At 68.7% G+C, this 14,356-nt stretch carries 18 protein-coding genes; 9 read left to right on the forward strand and 9 right to left on the reverse strand.

Features of this window, described 5'->3' with window-relative positions:
- Positions 1-7 precede the first annotated feature (7 nt).
- From Drose_RS04075 to Drose_RS04085, 3 genes are all read left to right on the forward strand, one after another.
- Positions 8-289 carry a hypothetical protein gene (locus Drose_RS04075; protein ID WP_260726815.1) on the forward strand — a complete coding sequence of 94 codons (282 nt, stop codon included), beginning with the start codon at positions 8-10 and terminating at the stop codon, positions 287-289.
- Positions 279-1,769 carry a DNA translocase FtsK gene (locus Drose_RS04080; protein WP_260726816.1) on the forward strand — a complete coding sequence of 497 codons (1,491 nt, stop codon included), beginning with the start codon at positions 279-281 and terminating at the stop codon, positions 1,767-1,769. The genes Drose_RS04075 and Drose_RS04080 overlap by 11 nt, the downstream gene beginning before the upstream one ends.
- Positions 1,770-1,842: 73 nt before the next feature.
- Complete coding sequence (locus Drose_RS04085) at positions 1,843-2,256, forward strand: hypothetical protein (protein WP_260726817.1); 414 nt, start codon at positions 1,843-1,845, stop codon at positions 2,254-2,256.
- 153 nt (positions 2,257-2,409) lie between these two features.
- On the opposite strand, the gene Drose_RS04090 is transcribed toward Drose_RS04085, so the two are convergent.
- Complete coding sequence (locus Drose_RS04090) at positions 2,410-2,718, reverse strand: hypothetical protein (protein ID WP_260726818.1); 309 nt, start codon at positions 2,716-2,718, stop codon at positions 2,410-2,412.
- A 525-nt stretch (positions 2,719-3,243) separates the two neighbouring features.
- On the opposite strand from Drose_RS04090, the gene Drose_RS04095 reads away from it, so the two are divergent.
- The 4 genes from Drose_RS04095 to Drose_RS04110 all read left to right on the forward strand — a co-directional run bounded on the left by Drose_RS04095 (position 3,244) and on the right by Drose_RS04110 (position 5,558).
- Positions 3,244-3,924: a helix-turn-helix domain-containing protein gene (locus Drose_RS04095; protein ID WP_260726819.1), complete on the forward strand. Its 681-nt coding sequence runs from the start codon at positions 3,244-3,246 to the stop codon at positions 3,922-3,924.
- A 2-nt stretch (positions 3,925-3,926) separates the two neighbouring features.
- Complete coding sequence (locus Drose_RS04100) at positions 3,927-4,361, forward strand: hypothetical protein (RefSeq protein ID WP_260726820.1); 435 nt, start codon at positions 3,927-3,929, stop codon at positions 4,359-4,361.
- A gap of 13 nt (positions 4,362-4,374) precedes the next feature.
- Entirely contained in the window at positions 4,375-4,935 is a 561-nt protein-coding gene (locus Drose_RS04105; RefSeq protein WP_260726821.1) for a hypothetical protein, read from the forward strand.
- A 191-nt stretch (positions 4,936-5,126) separates the two neighbouring features.
- Complete coding sequence (locus Drose_RS04110; RefSeq protein WP_260726822.1) at positions 5,127-5,558, forward strand: type II toxin-antitoxin system Phd/YefM family antitoxin; 432 nt, start codon at positions 5,127-5,129, stop codon at positions 5,556-5,558.
- Positions 5,559-5,736: 178 nt separating this feature from the next.
- Here Drose_RS04110 and Drose_RS04115 read toward each other — a convergent pair whose 3' ends face one another.
- The 3 genes from Drose_RS04115 to Drose_RS04125 form a co-directional block, all read right to left on the reverse strand.
- Positions 5,737-6,108, reverse strand: coding sequence for a hypothetical protein (locus Drose_RS04115; protein ID WP_260726823.1), 372 nt, complete (start codon positions 6,106-6,108; stop codon positions 5,737-5,739).
- A 77-nt stretch (positions 6,109-6,185) separates the two neighbouring features.
- On the reverse strand, positions 6,186-6,464 hold the full coding sequence (locus tag Drose_RS04120) for a DUF2829 domain-containing protein (protein ID WP_260726824.1): 279 nt from the start codon (positions 6,462-6,464) through the stop codon (positions 6,186-6,188).
- Entirely contained in the window at positions 6,461-7,150 is a 690-nt protein-coding gene (locus Drose_RS04125; RefSeq protein ID WP_260726825.1) for a BRO-N domain-containing protein, read from the reverse strand. The genes Drose_RS04120 and Drose_RS04125 overlap by 4 nt, the downstream gene beginning before the upstream one ends.
- A 243-nt stretch (positions 7,151-7,393) precedes the next feature.
- Here Drose_RS04125 and Drose_RS04130 point away from each other — a divergent pair, with 243 nt between their 5' ends.
- Both Drose_RS04130 and Drose_RS04135 read left to right on the forward strand, forming a co-directional pair.
- Positions 7,394-7,774, forward strand: a complete 381-nt coding sequence (locus Drose_RS04130) for a hypothetical protein (RefSeq protein WP_260726826.1) — start codon at positions 7,394-7,396, stop codon at positions 7,772-7,774.
- A 5-nt stretch (positions 7,775-7,779) separates the two neighbouring features.
- Complete coding sequence (locus Drose_RS04135; protein ID WP_260726827.1) at positions 7,780-8,169, forward strand: hypothetical protein; 390 nt, start codon at positions 7,780-7,782, stop codon at positions 8,167-8,169.
- A gap of 246 nt (positions 8,170-8,415) precedes the next feature.
- Here Drose_RS04135 and Drose_RS04140 read toward each other — a convergent pair whose 3' ends face one another.
- The 5 genes from Drose_RS04140 to Drose_RS04160 all read right to left on the reverse strand — a co-directional run bounded on the left by Drose_RS04140 (position 8,416) and on the right by Drose_RS04160 (position 14,343).
- Positions 8,416-8,697, reverse strand: a complete 282-nt coding sequence (locus Drose_RS04140) for a hypothetical protein (protein WP_260726828.1) — start codon at positions 8,695-8,697, stop codon at positions 8,416-8,418.
- 311 nt (positions 8,698-9,008) lie between these two features.
- Positions 9,009-9,824 (reverse strand): hypothetical protein, encoded by an 816-nt coding sequence (locus tag Drose_RS04145; protein ID WP_260726829.1) that lies wholly within the window; start codon positions 9,822-9,824, stop codon positions 9,009-9,011.
- 61 nt (positions 9,825-9,885) lie between these two features.
- Complete coding sequence (locus Drose_RS04150; RefSeq protein WP_260726830.1) at positions 9,886-10,386, reverse strand: hypothetical protein; 501 nt, start codon at positions 10,384-10,386, stop codon at positions 9,886-9,888.
- Between the two features lie 12 nt (positions 10,387-10,398).
- Positions 10,399-11,619, reverse strand: a complete 1,221-nt coding sequence (locus Drose_RS04155) for a poly-gamma-glutamate hydrolase family protein (RefSeq protein ID WP_260726831.1) — start codon at positions 11,617-11,619, stop codon at positions 10,399-10,401.
- Complete coding sequence (locus Drose_RS04160) at positions 11,620-14,343, reverse strand: hypothetical protein (protein WP_260726832.1); 2,724 nt, start codon at positions 14,341-14,343, stop codon at positions 11,620-11,622.
- Between the last annotated feature and the right edge of the window lie 13 nt (positions 14,344-14,356).

Consider the following 14,356-nt stretch of genomic DNA (forward strand, 5'->3'; position numbering starts at 1 on the left):
GTGAGTCATGGGTGACTGGTATGGCACCGCCGCGCTGATCCTCGCCGTCGTTGTGTTCGTCGCCGGGGTGTACGTCTGGGAGCGCCGTGGCACGGCGGGAAACCCCTCCCCTACCCCACCGCTCGCCGAGGACCTCGAAGAGTTTCCGCAGGTAGACGAGCCGCAGAAACCGATCGTCCAGCGGCAGGGTAGGGGAGGGGAGCGGCGCCTGGACACATCCCCGAAGGGCGTCCGGGGCGCCTGGATCAGGCCGACCAGCGGCGACTGGGACGACGACGATGACGACTGAGCACCCGTTCACGTCCAGACTGGCCGGGCTGCTCGGGACCGCGGTCGACCGCACCCGCGCGGCAGCCAGGAGCGCAGCCCCGGCGAAATCGCGCACCGACCCGGTGTCCGCCGCCATTGCCGGCGTCCTCGCGGAGTTCAGCGTCAACGCCGCCGTGGAGGGACGGCTGGACGGCCCGACCGTCGCCACGCACCTCATCCGCCCGGCCGCTGGCGTGAAGGTCGCCGCCGTTCGCAGGCTGGAGCCGAACATCGCACTCAAGCTAGGCACCGAGCAGATCCGTGTCCTGCCCGTCGTCGCCGGGCGTCCCGGCGTGATGGGCGTGGAGGTGCCGCTGGCCCGGCGCGTGCCGGTCGGACTGCCGGACCTGCTCGTGGACCTGCCGCGGCAGGGACGACTGCTGGTGCCGTTCGGCCGCGGCACGGCCGGGGCGCCGGTCGTCGTAGACCTGGCCGAACTGCCGCACCTCCTCGTCGCGGGCGAGACCGGCGGCGGAAAAAGCGGCGTCCTGAACGCGATCATCTGCTCGCTGCTGTCGAGGAACACACCGCGAGGGTTGGGACTGCTGCTCGTGGACCCGAAGCGGGTCGAGCTGTCCGCGTACCGAACGGTTCCGCACCTGGTGACGCCGATCGTCACCAACCCGAAGAAGGCGGCCGACGCCCTCGACTGGCTGGTCGGCGAGATGGAGGACCGGTACGAACGGCTCGAGGCCGCCGGGGTCCGCAACATCGGCGAATACAACCGGGCTGCGGCGCGCGACGAACGGCTCCGGTACCTGGTCGCGGTCGTCGACGAACTCGCCGACCTGATGATGGTCGCGCCGAAGGACGTTGAGGGGTCGGTGGTGCGTCTGACGCAGCTCGCGCGGGCCGCCGGCATCCACGTCGTCCTGGCCACGCAGCGGCCCAGTGTCGACGTGGTGACCGGCCTGATCAAGGCGAACATGCCGGCTCGGCTGGCGTTGCGCACGTCATCGATGGTCGACTCGCGGGTCATCCTCGACGAGCCGGGCGCGGAGAAGCTCCTCGGCAAAGGTGACGCCCTACTGCGGGCGCCGGGGACGTCGGGTGCGACCCGGCTGCAGTGCGCCTTGGTGACCAGGGGCGAGATCGCCGAGGTAGTGGCCGCCGCGGAGACGTTCGGCCCGCCCCGGCAGGCGACGCCGCCCGCCGCCGACCGCACCGCCCCTGCTGCCCCTGCCGTGGCGGCCGCCACAGTCATTCCCACCGACCCGCCCGGCGGCAGCGACCTCGAGCTGCTGGTGCAGGCGATCGAACTGGTCGTCACCAGCCAGTTCGGCTCGACGAGCATGCTCCAGCGCAAGCTACGGGTCGGGTTCGCCAAGGCCGGTCGGCTCATGGACCTCATGGAGCCGCTCGGGGTCGTCGGCCCGCCGAACGGCTCGAAGGCCCGCGACGTGCTGATCAAGGCCGACGAGTTGCCAGAGGTGCTGCAACGCCTGCGCGGCGTCGTCTAGCCCCACGCCATTCCAGGTTTTCGGCGCCGCACCTGCGGCTGTCCGACCATGCCCCAAATGTGAGGAGATGTCCATGAACAGGACCACGCGAAGGATCTTGGTGGCGGGGGCGGTGTCGCTCGCGGCATCGTTCGTCGCCCCGAACCCTGCGCACGCGGAGACCACCCCCGGCATGCCCGCGAAGTGCTACCAGTGGCCTCTCCAGCGGCTCGACGTCGCCTGGTCGTCGGGAAAGCTTTTCCGCACCGACCCGATCGAGGTCACCCCCGGCAGCCCCTGCGCCGACATCAACGTGCGGGCAGTCCTCGACGTGGACGGCCGGCCGACGTGCCGGACGCTGCGGGTCGTGTTCGACCAGACCGGCGCCAAGGGTCGGTGGCGCCGGGTGTGCAAGCGGTGGGTGGTGCTGTACCGCGGCGCCGAGGAGGGCGATGTCTACCGGATCGAGTCCAAGGGCCGGCCGTCGACGGTCGGCGTTCGGGGCTGACAAGAGAAGGGCAACAGCATCCAAGGAGGAGCAGGGAGCACCCAGTCCCGCACTGAGCCAAGCGTGACGGAATAAAGGAATCATCACCTCAAGTTGCGAACGCGGCCGGTTCCCCGACCTCCCGGGAACCGACCGTGCTCGCGTGTCGGGTGTTTAGGCGTCCTGGAGCTCGCGCACGATGCGGCGAGTCGGACGGAACGTCGGCCAGTCGGGAGTGCCGCAGCCGACAGCATGGAGCGCCGTGCGAACGTCGCCGAGGAACGCGGCGACAGCGGCCTCGAAGGTGTCAGCCTCGAAGCTCGCATCGATCTCAGCGGTCCGGTCAGCGATGCGAGCAGCAAGGTTGTGCTCGCGTCCGATGGCATCGAGTTGGACGGCGATCTCTTCGATGAACGCCTCGAACTGCTCGTCGGTGCCGTTGCCCTCGAACAGGATTTCGACCGCGAGGTTGACCTCGGCCATCTCTAAGCCTCCTTCCAGCACGTGGCGCGTCCGAGTTGGTCGATCAAGTTGCGCGTGTAGTTGGCCCCGGAGGGGGTGCAGTTGACCATCTTCATGCACTTTCGTGGGCACGGGCACTTCATCTTGAAGTACCTGTCTCCCCCTCCTGTGACGATCCAACCCTTCCCTTCCGCCTGCTTGAGTACCGCCTCAAGCTCCTTGACCCGGTGACGTTTGCGTAACACTGCGTAAACGCCTCTCGTAGTGTTGAGGTTACACGTGACGAAGGTTGCGCGACATGCCCGAGCAGCGACTTGACACTCGTCCGGAGATATGTCACACGGTCGAACCGGACACGACGGCCAGTACCACCCGACGGCGTCGCCAAGGAGTCGCTTTCCGTGACCCTAGACCTCACCTGCGCGTGACACAAAGACGCGGCCGGTCCGACTCCCGAAGGAGCGGACTGGCCGCGCTGTGTAAACCAACTTGCCACACTTCCCGTACCCGTGTAAACTAACTTTACACACGACAGGGAGGTGCGAGATGGCGCTCTACGAGATCAAGCGGGCCTGCGGGCACACCGAGGAGATCCAGATCTACGGCACCAACACTCGCGGCCAGCACCAGTGGCGTGCCGACCGTGAAGCCGAGAAGCCCTGCGCCAACTGCCTCGCCGAACAGCGCCGCAAGCAGTCCTCCGAGGCCGCGCAGGTCGCCGCCACCTCCGGCCTGCCCGCCCTGACCGGCAGTGACAAGCAGATCGCATGGGCCGAGACCATCCGCCTCGCCGGGCTCGCCAGCCTTGAGGACTACGCCCGGCGCCACACCGGACACATCAGCGACGCCACCACCCGCGCCCGTGTCACCGACACCCTGCTGCGCATCCTCACCCGCATCGCCTCCGCGCACGCCGACGCCCGCTGGTGGATCGACAACCGCCACAACATCGGCCTCTACGCGTGGGGAGAGGCGACCGACGCCGACCGCCGCGCCATCCAGGCCGCCGAAGCCGAGCCGCAGCAACTCGACGAGGCTGCCACCGAGGACAACACCCCGGACACTCCGCAGGCCGCCATCACCACGCTGCGCAACTCCGGCTGGACCATCGCGAAGATCGCCGCCGAGTGCGGCGTGCACCGCTCCACCGTCTACCGCTGGCAATCCGGCCAGCGCACCCCGAACGCCCGCAACACCGCCCTCCTCGCCATGCTGACTAGGAGCTGACAATGCCCCAGGAACCCGCTCCCATCCCGGACGAACAAGACGTCATCGCCGCCCTCACCGCCGGCAAGAACGACCTGGCAACCGTCGTGGCCACCCTCGACCAATTTCTGCCCGCCGGCTACACCGTCCAGCACTGGGAGGGCGGCCAGCGCCACACCCCGGACGGGCCGCGCTGGAACGCGTTCGGACCGCCCGGCGCCGGCTTCCGCCGCAACGAACCCGCCGTCCGCGGCCAGGGCGCCGCGACCCTCGCCCGGATCGTCACGGCGGCGTGGCAGCACGCCATCGAAAACGGCCAGGATCTGCGGACCCGCGCCGAGCTGCACGCCCACGTCGAGACGCACCCGTTCCCGGTCTGCCCCGAGTGCGGAAGGACCGTCCTGCCGGCCGAGTCGGCGGTCAGCCCCCACCCCAACTTCCACCCCCACTGCGCCTGACCCGGAGGATCCGATGACCAAGCACCACGTCGACCCCGAGATCGACCAGATCGCCAAAGAGCACAGGCTCCGCGAACAGTTCACCTCCGCCGGCGACGACATCCGCTACCGGCTGGAGGCCGCCGAAGCGATGCGCCGCGGTGCTCTAATCGACGCCGGCTCGCTCACCACCGCAGCCCAGAAGATCCGCGACGAGCGCGGCAACATCGGCGTCGACGTGTCCCAGCTCGCCGACCGGACCGACGTCACCCGGCCGACCCTCTACAAGTACGCCGCCCAGGCCAGCGACGACGGGACCGTCGGCGCGCTCACCGCGCTGAGCACAGCAGCACTCGCACGGCTGCACCTCGACTACGGCTTCGCCGGCCACGAGGGTGTCGCCGCCGAACTGTGGGCCCGGTATCCGAACATGGCCGGCTGGTATCGCGCCTACCGGCACCTGGCCTCGCCGCCCGACGAGGAATTCAACCCGTGGGACACGACGGAGCGGCAGGTGCCGGAAGCGGCGAAAGAGCTGTGCCGCCGGTACCGCGAGTGGGTTGAGAAGCTCGCCGCAGGCCCCTTGGAGTCGTAAGCAAACAGCGGCCCGGCAACGACAAAACGCGGCCGGTCCCCGAGGTGGGGACCGGCCGCGTCAGTCTTGTGCAAGATCAGTCGTCGATGAGCTGCGGCAGGTCGCGGCGGATGCCGGTGCGGGACATGTCAAGTGCAAAACATTAACGTTTGGGCTTGACGGGCAACCGTGGAAACGTTAATGTTTATCTCATGAACAGCGGAAACTCGTACGGGATCAACGAAGCGAGGCCGATCCTCGGCGATCTCGTTACCGCCGCACAGCAGGGCACCGACATCATCCTCACCCGCAACGGCCGCCCCGTCGCCCGCCTCACCGCCTACACCTCGGAGGACGCCATGACCGAAACCCGCGACCGCCTCATCGCCGCGGGCGTTGACCCGAGTCTGATCGAGACGCCGGGCCCCCTCGTCCCGCAGGGGTCCCTGATCGTCAACGGCTGGACCGTGCGCCGGTGGGCGACCGGCCCGGACCGGTGGGAGGTGACCCCGCCGAACACCAGCTCCCACACCGGATTCGGACACGACCTCAGCGCCGCCGACGTCGTGTCCATCGTCCAGGACCGCCCACCGATCATGAGCGGGCTCAGGCTCAACGATGGCCGCACCACGCCCACGGCCTGAGTCCAGGCGCACAAACGCGGCCCGGCCACCCCGAGGGGTGACCGGGCCGCGGAAGTCTTGAGCAAGAGTCTTGAGGCTCGGCGTCGGTCGTCCGCCTCCACGCCGCGCAAGGAGGAGTCACCGGCCGTCCCGGCGTCCGGGAGTGCCTCGACGTGTGGCGGGCGCGTCTAGGGGCCGGTCAGTACGGCGACTTGCCGGGGTGGACTTGGACAGCCTCCGGCAACGACTCGACCGGCGACACGTTCCCCCGCAGGAGCAGTGCCAGGATCGACAGCACTGCGCCGTTGACCAGGCCGACGATGGACTGCGAGACGTCGACGCCGTAGGCCGCGACGAGCGCGGCGATCGAGCCGACCGCGTAGGTGAAGACCACCGGGCTCACGGGACGCACCCGCAGGCCGTTGGCCACGCCGACGAGCGCGTTGAGGGCGACGATGACCAGCGCGGCTTGGCCGGGGGTGAGCCAGTCGAGGCCGAAGCCAGCGACGAGCGACAGCAGCGAGCCGATGGTGCTGATCCACAGCGAGGGCTCGCGACCGAACAGCTTCATGGTTGCACTCCTTCGGGAGCGGCGAAAACCCGTCGACACGGTGTCGACGGGCTACGGAGATGTGGAGGCGGGGGAGGTTAGACGGTGCGCCAGTCGTCGGCGAGCACGTCCGAGACGGTCGGCGCCCACGGCACGATCGAGCCGTCAGCGGTACGCAGCGCGAGGTACGGCCGGATGCGCACGGTCTCGCCCTCGGTGACACCGAAGGCCGTAGCCGTGTTGGCGTTGGCCGGGACGCCGTCCGGGTAGCCGGGCTGCAGGACGACGAACTGACCGCCCGCGTTCCAGCCCGCTCGGGCGATCTTGGCGCCGTGCTTCACGTTGACCAGGGCGATGCTGAAGTCGTTGTCGCTCATGCGTTGATCTCCTTAACGATGCCGACGCCCTCGAACTGCAACCGGGCCTGGATGAACCGGAAGTCCTGGAGTTCGCGGCCGGTGTCGTAGACCTTGGCGATCATTTCGGGAATGACGTGCGGGTGGACCGTCCATGCAGTCCCCGTGTACCAGAACATGTGCCGGTAGCGCTTGGTCGGCGAGCCGTTCTGTTTCAAAACGCCCGCCGTGCGCAAGATGCGCGTCAGCTCATTGACCGTGAGCACGATCCCGGACCGCTGCGCCAGCAGGGCCGAAGCCTCATCCCAGGTGAGGGTGTGCGGCTCGTAGATCGAAGCGGGGGTAGTCCGATGCGCGGCGACATAGCCGCCAGTCCTGCGGATCGACGGAAGCACCTCGCCATACACCCAGTTCTGGAATCGGGTCACCGAGGCGCGGACCCTCTCGTCGCGGATCCGCGCGGGCTGGCGTTGACCCAGCGCCCGGTAGAACCCGGCTTCGGTCAGGAACCAGACCCGCTGGTCACCGCCGGGGGTCCGGACTAGCTCGGACCCTTTCTCGGCGTCGGGGATGTGGCGGACGAGATCGTGCGCCTCGCGGAAGCCGAGAGCACGGGCCACCTCGGTAGCTGAGGCGCGGAAGCTGTCGCCGGCCGCGATCAGGCGCAGAGCGAACTCGCCGTTGTCGAACAGTTGGATCTCGGTCACTTGGACCTCATTCTGGGGAAACGGTGGGGAAACGAGGGCGCGCCCAGTCCGCGGAGACTCCCCGTCTCCCCAGACAGAGCCTCTACGGACTGGGCGCGCTGATGCCCCGGGCTGCACACTCCGCCCCACCCCTCAGAAAGGCGGGCGCAGGCCGGGGCACGTCAAAGAGCCCGCCGACAGGTGTCGAGCGGGCTGGGTTGAGGGGGCTTGCCTGTAGAGTGCTCTACATGTAGAGTGCTCTACATGGCGCAGACGTACTTCCGAGTCCAGAGCGGCGACCGCGACGTCAACGACCTGCTCGACCCGGGCTGCCAGTTCTCGCACCCCTGGTCCGGCGGCGGGCGCTCACAGGTCGGCGTCAGCGTCTGCGACAGTATCGACGACCTCGCGCTCTACCTGGCGAGCCACCTCGGCTGCGGCATCCCGGTCCGCGAGGGCTGGGTCATCGTCGAGGTCGAGGCGGACCTGATCCCCGGCGCCCGTCCCGTCGACCCGGAGTTCGAGACCCTCGTCCGGCCGACCGCGATCGTCTCCGTCCGCCCCGTCGACGCCGAGTTTCTCGCGCTGATCGCCGAAATGGACGCATTTCTGGACACCTTCACCGATCCCAGCCTGGAGGTCTGATCGAGATGTATGCGCACACCACCGACAAAGCGCTGGAAATGATCGAGCAGCGCGGCCCGCGCTTCGCCGTCATCGGCAACATCCGGCGTGGGCAGAGCATGGTCTCGTACGCCGACACCGGCGAGCAGGCCGAGAGGATCCGCGAGACGTTCGTGGAGTCCTCGTACTACCAGATCAAGGTCCACCCGCCGGTTGGCAGCGTCGACCTCGCCGGCCTCGGCCGCGACCGCAGCGACGCCAAGGCGGCCTACGACGAGGCGACCGCCATCCTCCGCGCTGGGGTTCTTCGCGCCCTGGAAGAGGGTCGCGAGGAGACCGAGGTGGCACGGACCGCCGGTGTGGACCGGCAGACCGTGCGGGCATGGGCAGGCAAACAGCCCATGAACCGCGGCTAGTCATGACCTTCGAGGATGAGTACGGGCCGCCGCCCGATGGCTACGCGTACATCGGCGGCGGTCCAGCCATGCAGCTCATCGACCCCGTCTGGTGCCCTACCGGCCATCCCGCCGAGTTGATCCGGCGCAGCACCTACCGGTGCCAGGCACACGGCAACGTCTTGCACCCGTCATGGACGTGCTCGTGTGGTCAGGAGATCTGGCGGGTTGCCGGGGAGTTCGCCGGTGAGCTTCGGTGCAGATAGGTCAGCAGTCCAACCGCAGTCGGTAGCGGTGGATCTCGTCGGCGATGTTCTTCCCGAGCTGGGTTGCCGGCGGGATCTGCCGGTATGCGTCGTCGAGGACGACGATCAGACCGCAGATCTCCCGCTCACGCTCGATGTTGCGCCGCTCCGCAGCGTCGTCGACCCGCTGCACGTAGCCGATCGTCAGGCCGAGGGCCAGGCCGAAGCCGACGATCAGCATGGTTACGGTCGCCCATGCCCTGATCGCGCCGGTCGGGGTGAGGAACCGGTCGAGGGTCTTCATCTCAGTAGCCAGATCATGAGCCAGACCGCCGCGACCGTGAGGGAGACCGCGATGGCGATGATGCGGTAGGTGTGATCTCCGGGTCCAGCGGATTGCGCATGCGCCACACCGAGTTGAGTGCTGCCGGGCCGAGAAGCAGCCCGATGCACACCCACACCCGGACCATGTTCGGCTCGGGAACGAAGAACAGCTCTCTTGTCATCCCAGCCGAACCCAGGCAGAGCATCGCCAGGTCTCGCAGCAGGGGAACCGTGAGTCTCACGCATGCCCATCCCTCGGGGTCGCGTCGGTGACGATCAGGAAGGCGGGCATCAGCTCTGCGGTGGTGCGGCGAACCGCAGCTCACGCAGCTCCGCGGCGACCAGGCGGGCCAGCTCCGGCAGTACCTCACGGACCGCGGCCGTCACCTGCTCCTGCGACGGAGCGCCCCCGGCGGCGAGCGCGGCGAGCCTCTCGTCGATCGCCACGAGGTGCTCGTGCAGCCGGTTACGGGACAGCTCCGGCGCCTTGTCCGGCGTGTACCGGCCGCCGCGGATCTGCGGCTGGTCGTTGAAGAGCGCGTCCATGCGCCACTGCATGTCGTCGAACTGCTGCGGGTCGATCATGTCGTCGTCCTCTCTGGCCAGCACTGCGGCGGCGCGGGCGATGGGGTCGTAGTCGTCGGCGCGGGCGTCGTCGTCGACGTCGCTGCGGCCGGAGATGTGGATGTGGCCGTTGTCGGTGGACGAGCGGGTGGCGTGGCCCGGTGTCCACCGCTCCTGGCGGCAGGTGCCGTTCTCGTCGGTCCAGTTCAGATACTTGATCCACATGACGCCGGGTACGCCCGCGTTGCGATCACGGATGATCTGCCGCGCGATGTCGGCGTTCTCCTTGCGGTGCGCGTACGACTCGGACCGCGGCATGACGTCGAGCGCGCGGGCCTTCCACCTGGCGTTCGGGCCGGGCCAGCCGGTGACGGAGAACGGCGTGTGATCCTCGGGCGTCGACGCCGTGAGATGGGCGTCGTTCGGGTAGTCGTACACGGTCAGGCCGTAGGCACGCAGCTTCTTCTGGAGCGCCTTCGCGGGCCTGATCAAGGAGTACGGCTTGCCGGCCTTGAGCCAGTCGCGGTATCCCTGCGAGGCCATGTCATTCCTCCTCGTCGATCTCGGCGGGAGCTGAGGTCGCTATTCGGTCTTCGCAGGGCCGTTAGTCCAGTCGGTTCAGGCACACGTACGAGCCCGCGTTCAACGTGGTATTCGAGACATTTGCCGTGTTCTGCGCGAACTGCACCTGTAGGTTGCCGGGGGTCAGTCCGACCATCACGAGCCCCTCGACCCGGGCGATGCCCGGCGAGTCGTCCGCGGCGAGCGGATCGGTCTGGATCAGGGCGAACGACTGCCAGGTCGTTTGCCCGGCTGGGATGGTCGACCCGAGGTAGGACATCGTCAACCCGGTCGGGAACGTCCACCCGAATTTGATGTTCGCGGCCGCGGCCGTGCTGTACAGAAAGTTACCGCGCAACTCGTAGACCGCGTTCGCTTCGACTGGCAGCACCAACGCCGAATCGTTCACCAGCGTGGTCGAGTTGCTCACGGGCGAGGACGTCGAGGTGCGTCGCGCTGTGAGCGGACGCACTTCGGTGACGAGGCCGGAAAGTGTCGCGGCAGTCAGTACTCCCCCTGCGGGGGGGATGACGGTGAACGCCATGTGCTCCTCCTTTCACAGGGCCAGCACGACGGGAGCCCACAGGGCAACGCCCGTCCCGGCAGCGTGCGCCTTGCTGACGCCGTTGACGGATCGGGTCGCGGACAACCGCTGGACGCCGATGGAGACGTGATCCCACGTCAACATCACCGGCAGCGTGTTCGTGTTGGCCGAGCTGAGGATGCCGCGCAGGCCGACAGACGGACCTGACGAGATGTCCGTGTCGGTCGCGGTGACCTGCCAGCCGACCGGCTCGGCGGTACCGTCGAGCCACGTCCGGGCACTGAGCGTCGACCCGACCGCCGAGAAGGTCAACCCGAAGCGCCGCCCGGCCGCGTGGATCAGTGCGTTTGCCGAGGCGGTCGCCAGCAGGGTCTCTGTGCCGGCAACCCGTTTGCGCAGGGTCAGCGTCACTGTGGCGGAGGTCGAAAAATCCAGCCTCGCCAAATAGGTGTTGTTTGTGTCAGTGAATCTCAATCCCGCCGCCGCGAAGTGCGAGCCGCCGGTCGCCAGGGCGTCCGTGGCGACGGTGACGGAGATCTGCTGGTCGGTCGTGCTCGTGGGATGGACCAGCGTCGCCCACCGGCTGACGTTGACGGATCCGAGCGACATCCGCCCCATACCCTCGTAGGCGCCGCTGACCGCCCTCGCGTAGTCGTAGAACGCCTGGGTTCTTGGGCCTGCACGGCTGGCCGCGCTGGTACTGCCGCCGACGAAGAAGCTGCTCCGCAGCGCGTTGGACATCTCCAACTGCACGCCGGCCGACCTCGCATTGAGATTGCAGATGTTGGCCGGATCGGTGCCCGCGATCTCGGACGGTGCCGTGATCACCGAAAAGCCGGCCGCCTGTAGGCGGCTTGTGATCCGGCCGACGAGCTCGGCGTCCAGGCCGCCGATCGCGGTCTCCGCAACCCCGGCCGTGCCGGTGAACCCGTGAAAACTCAGGGTGCGCTGCGACCCCGAGACCAGCGCGACGCAGTTTGGCTCATCAAACAATGCGCTTGTTATGTGCAGGTCGCTGTTGCCCGAGGTCTTGAGCCCGGCGAACTGGTAGTAGCGCATCCGGCTACCCGCGACTTGCTGCGCCATCTCCCCGCTGCCACCCTCGATGCCGCCGCCGTGAATGCTGATGGCTGCCCACGTGGCCCCGGTCGGCGTGACGGCGGTGCGGGAGTAGTCGACGCCCTCGGTTTGCTCGGCCGCCAAGGCGGCGTACGACGTGTACGGCGGCGGCATCTACACCCCCGTCACCGAGAAATCCGAGGCCGATCCGCCTGTGCATGTCCAGGCCAGGCCGCTGTCAGCCGTGCCCCAACCGCTGGAGACGAGCCGGTCGTCGAAACTGTCCCCACTGTGGATCGCTGTAGCCGTCACCCGCTCGCCGCCGATGTTGACGTCGAACGGGCACTCCTCGGGCTCGATCGTCCACAGCGGCCCGGTCGGCGTTTTCACCCACAGGTTCGTCGTGGCTGCCGAAATCGCGGAGGCGAGCACGGACCCGTCAGTATCGGGGCGGGCCACAAACTCGCTGTAGTCTCCGGTGTTCGCGGCGAGCACAGCCACCCGCCACGGGGCGGACAGTGAGCACGCCAGGTCGGCGAGCCACACCCCGCCGCCGTCGTCGAGGATCTCGGTCCAGCCCTCGACGATGAGGTCGATGGTGTCGGGCGCCAACCCGGCGGGCGGGTTCGCGATCGTCAGCCGCGACCCGACTTGGCACGCCGTCCACGCGGCGACAAGCTCCGGATGGGCGTGCAGGGCCAACCCGACGAGTGGGTACCGCAGCCCGACCGCCGTCCCGAGATGGACCCTCCACTGCGCCTGCCCGGGCAGGTCGGCGTCCGCGTTGACGTTGACGGAGACGGAGTCCTGATACCGGTCGTACAGGTCGATGTGCTTGGGGTCCGTCCAGGTGAAGCTGGAGCCGCCCGGCGAACGGGTGACTGTGACGTCGTTGCGGACCCGCTGGTCGTCGTCGACCGGGGTGAGGTCGCGGACCTGACCGGCCTCATGATCCAGGGCCAGCGCCACCGGCGCGTTGTACCGCTGCCACCGCGACAGGTACCGCAGGCCGTACCCGGCCTCGGACAGGATCCCGAGGTCGGTGGCCTCGGCCTCGCGCAGCAGCGACAGCAGGCTCGCGCGCGCCTGCGCGCCCATGACAGTCGTCGGCGAGCCGTCCCTGATCTCCACCGGGACGCCAGCATCGTGGCAGAGGCCGCCGATGCGGGACGCGACGGTGGTCCCGGCCCACCCGTCGATCGACCCGGACAGCGGCGGAGCATTTGTTGACGTCGAATACCAGGCGACATGCCCGACCGTGCCGTTCGCGAGCCCGGCCGAGTCGCGGATCTGCCACCGGGTCGGCGCCCCCAGCGTCTGCCCGGCCGCCGTGCCCGAGATCGTGGCCTGCACCCCAGACCAGGTGACCCGCATGCTCCAGGCGATGTCCGCACCGGACTGCGACGCCGACACCTCAACGCCGATCGCCGCTCCCACCAGGGTCGGGAACGCGATCGTCGGCGCGGCGAGCACCTCAACGAACGCAGCGTCCCGTGCCTGCAACGTCAGCCCGGTCGTGGTGAGAATGACACCCCACAGGGTGACGGTGCCCCCGGCGAACCAGCCGAGCGGGAACACGGGAACGGCCGGGAACGCCGGGAACGCCAGCACGTGCCGCACCGACCACGCGCTCGGCGAGATCGGCGGCAGGTCGGCGACCACGACCGCTGCCGGGCCCAATGTCGGCAGCGGCAGCGACCCGGCGATACTCGAGGACGCGGCCAGCGACAGATCCGTGAACGACGCCGGTGGGCCGCCGACCGCCGACGCGAGGCTCGACGAGCCCGAGGCGTCCTCCATCGGCCAGTAGGCGACCGGTGCTGTCCAGTCGTGCGACGTCAACGTCCGATACACGGCCGAGCGCAGCGGCGCCGTGCCCTGCTGCAACCGGCGCAGCACACCCGACGCGACGAGCCGGACAGTCGAGTCGGTGCCGGACGGGTCCCACGCGACCGGCAACTCGTCGATGAACCCCTCGAACCGGGCCGGCGGGACCGTCACGGTGACGTTGTCGTAGGTGGCGGTCACACCCGAGTTCGTGTTCCCGGCGGCGCGTCCGGTGCGGATCCCGGCCCAGCCCGGGTTCGCGATCGGCGCCGGGTCGACGACCTGGGCATGCCATACCGAAGGCTCGACCGCGCCGGTCCATACCCGCATCCGCACCGTGGTCCCGCGCACCTGAGCGCGGACCCTGATCGTCGACGCGGGTGAATGCGTCAACCCGGGCACTGTGGTAGCCGGGACGAGGGTCGCGACACTGGCGTGGTCGATCTGCACCTGCACAGCCGAGGCGGTCGTAACGTGGACGCGGCAGTTGTAGTACTCGGACAGGTTCTGCCCGCGCAGCATGACGTTGCCGGGCTCCAGCGTTCCACCGGTCGGCGTCGGGCAGATGAAATCGACCCGCACCTCCTGGTCGACCTCGGACAGCCCGCCAAGATACCCGAACCGGAACGCGGCAGCGACCGGCACCGAAACCGTGGCCGCCGAACCGGTCACATCGAAATCGGCGGCGGACACCACGCCGCCCGCACCCGCCAGGTTCCACGAACCCCCAGTGTCGGCAGCCCCCCAGCCGTCGACAACCGTCCGGGTGAACGAGTCGGACGCGACCGTGACGTTGCTGCCGACGAGGACACGCAGCGGCGTGTTCCGCCTGATCAGCCCATACCACGGCCCGAGCGGGTTGGACGCCACCCACCTGCCGCCGTTGTTGTCGACCTCGAACGTGCACGTCGACGGCGGAGCAGACGAGTAGGAGTCGAGACGACCGCGGGTGATCGTGATCCGGTTCCGGGCCCGGACCCACTCCGTGACAGGGGTCCACGCCCACGCACCAGCACCCAACGTCGGATTGGCACCGAGGGCAGCCTCAACAGTGATCGGAGGGACAGGCATGACACCCCACCCC

Source organism: Dactylosporangium roseum (genome assembly GCF_025264685.1).
Lineage (GTDB): Bacteria > Actinomycetota > Actinomycetes > Mycobacteriales > Micromonosporaceae > Dactylosporangium > Dactylosporangium roseum.

Excerpts from the sequence above, each read along its gene's own strand:
- Drose_RS04075 (WP_260726815.1), top strand. The coding sequence starts at position 8 with ATGGGTGACTGGTATGGCACCGCCGCGCTGATCCTCGCCGTCGTTGTG.
- Drose_RS04080 (WP_260726816.1), top strand. The coding sequence starts at position 279 with ATGACGACTGAGCACCCGTTCACGTCCAGACTGGCCGGGCTGCTCGGG.
- Drose_RS04085 (WP_260726817.1), top strand. The coding sequence starts at position 1,843 with ATGAACAGGACCACGCGAAGGATCTTGGTGGCGGGGGCGGTGTCGCTC.
- Drose_RS04090 (WP_260726818.1), bottom strand. The coding sequence starts at position 2,718 with ATGGCCGAGGTCAACCTCGCGGTCGAAATCCTGTTCGAGGGCAACGGC.
- Drose_RS04095 (WP_260726819.1), top strand. The coding sequence starts at position 3,244 with ATGGCGCTCTACGAGATCAAGCGGGCCTGCGGGCACACCGAGGAGATC.
- Drose_RS04100 (WP_260726820.1), top strand. The coding sequence starts at position 3,927 with ATGCCCCAGGAACCCGCTCCCATCCCGGACGAACAAGACGTCATCGCC.
- Drose_RS04105 (WP_260726821.1), top strand. The coding sequence starts at position 4,375 with ATGACCAAGCACCACGTCGACCCCGAGATCGACCAGATCGCCAAAGAG.
- Drose_RS04110 (WP_260726822.1), top strand. The coding sequence starts at position 5,127 with ATGAACAGCGGAAACTCGTACGGGATCAACGAAGCGAGGCCGATCCTC.
- Drose_RS04115 (WP_260726823.1), bottom strand. The coding sequence starts at position 6,108 with ATGAAGCTGTTCGGTCGCGAGCCCTCGCTGTGGATCAGCACCATCGGC.
- Drose_RS04120 (WP_260726824.1), bottom strand. The coding sequence starts at position 6,464 with ATGAGCGACAACGACTTCAGCATCGCCCTGGTCAACGTGAAGCACGGC.
- Drose_RS04130 (WP_260726826.1), top strand. The coding sequence starts at position 7,394 with ATGGCGCAGACGTACTTCCGAGTCCAGAGCGGCGACCGCGACGTCAAC.
- Drose_RS04135 (WP_260726827.1), top strand. The coding sequence starts at position 7,780 with ATGTATGCGCACACCACCGACAAAGCGCTGGAAATGATCGAGCAGCGC.
- Drose_RS04140 (WP_260726828.1), bottom strand. The coding sequence starts at position 8,697 with ATGAAGACCCTCGACCGGTTCCTCACCCCGACCGGCGCGATCAGGGCA.
- Drose_RS04145 (WP_260726829.1), bottom strand. The coding sequence starts at position 9,824 with ATGGCCTCGCAGGGATACCGCGACTGGCTCAAGGCCGGCAAGCCGTAC.
- Drose_RS04150 (WP_260726830.1), bottom strand. The coding sequence starts at position 10,386 with ATGGCGTTCACCGTCATCCCCCCCGCAGGGGGAGTACTGACTGCCGCG.
- Drose_RS04155 (WP_260726831.1), bottom strand. The coding sequence starts at position 11,619 with ATGCCGCCGCCGTACACGTCGTACGCCGCCTTGGCGGCCGAGCAAACC.
- Drose_RS04160 (WP_260726832.1), bottom strand. The coding sequence starts at position 14,343 with ATGCCTGTCCCTCCGATCACTGTTGAGGCTGCCCTCGGTGCCAATCCG.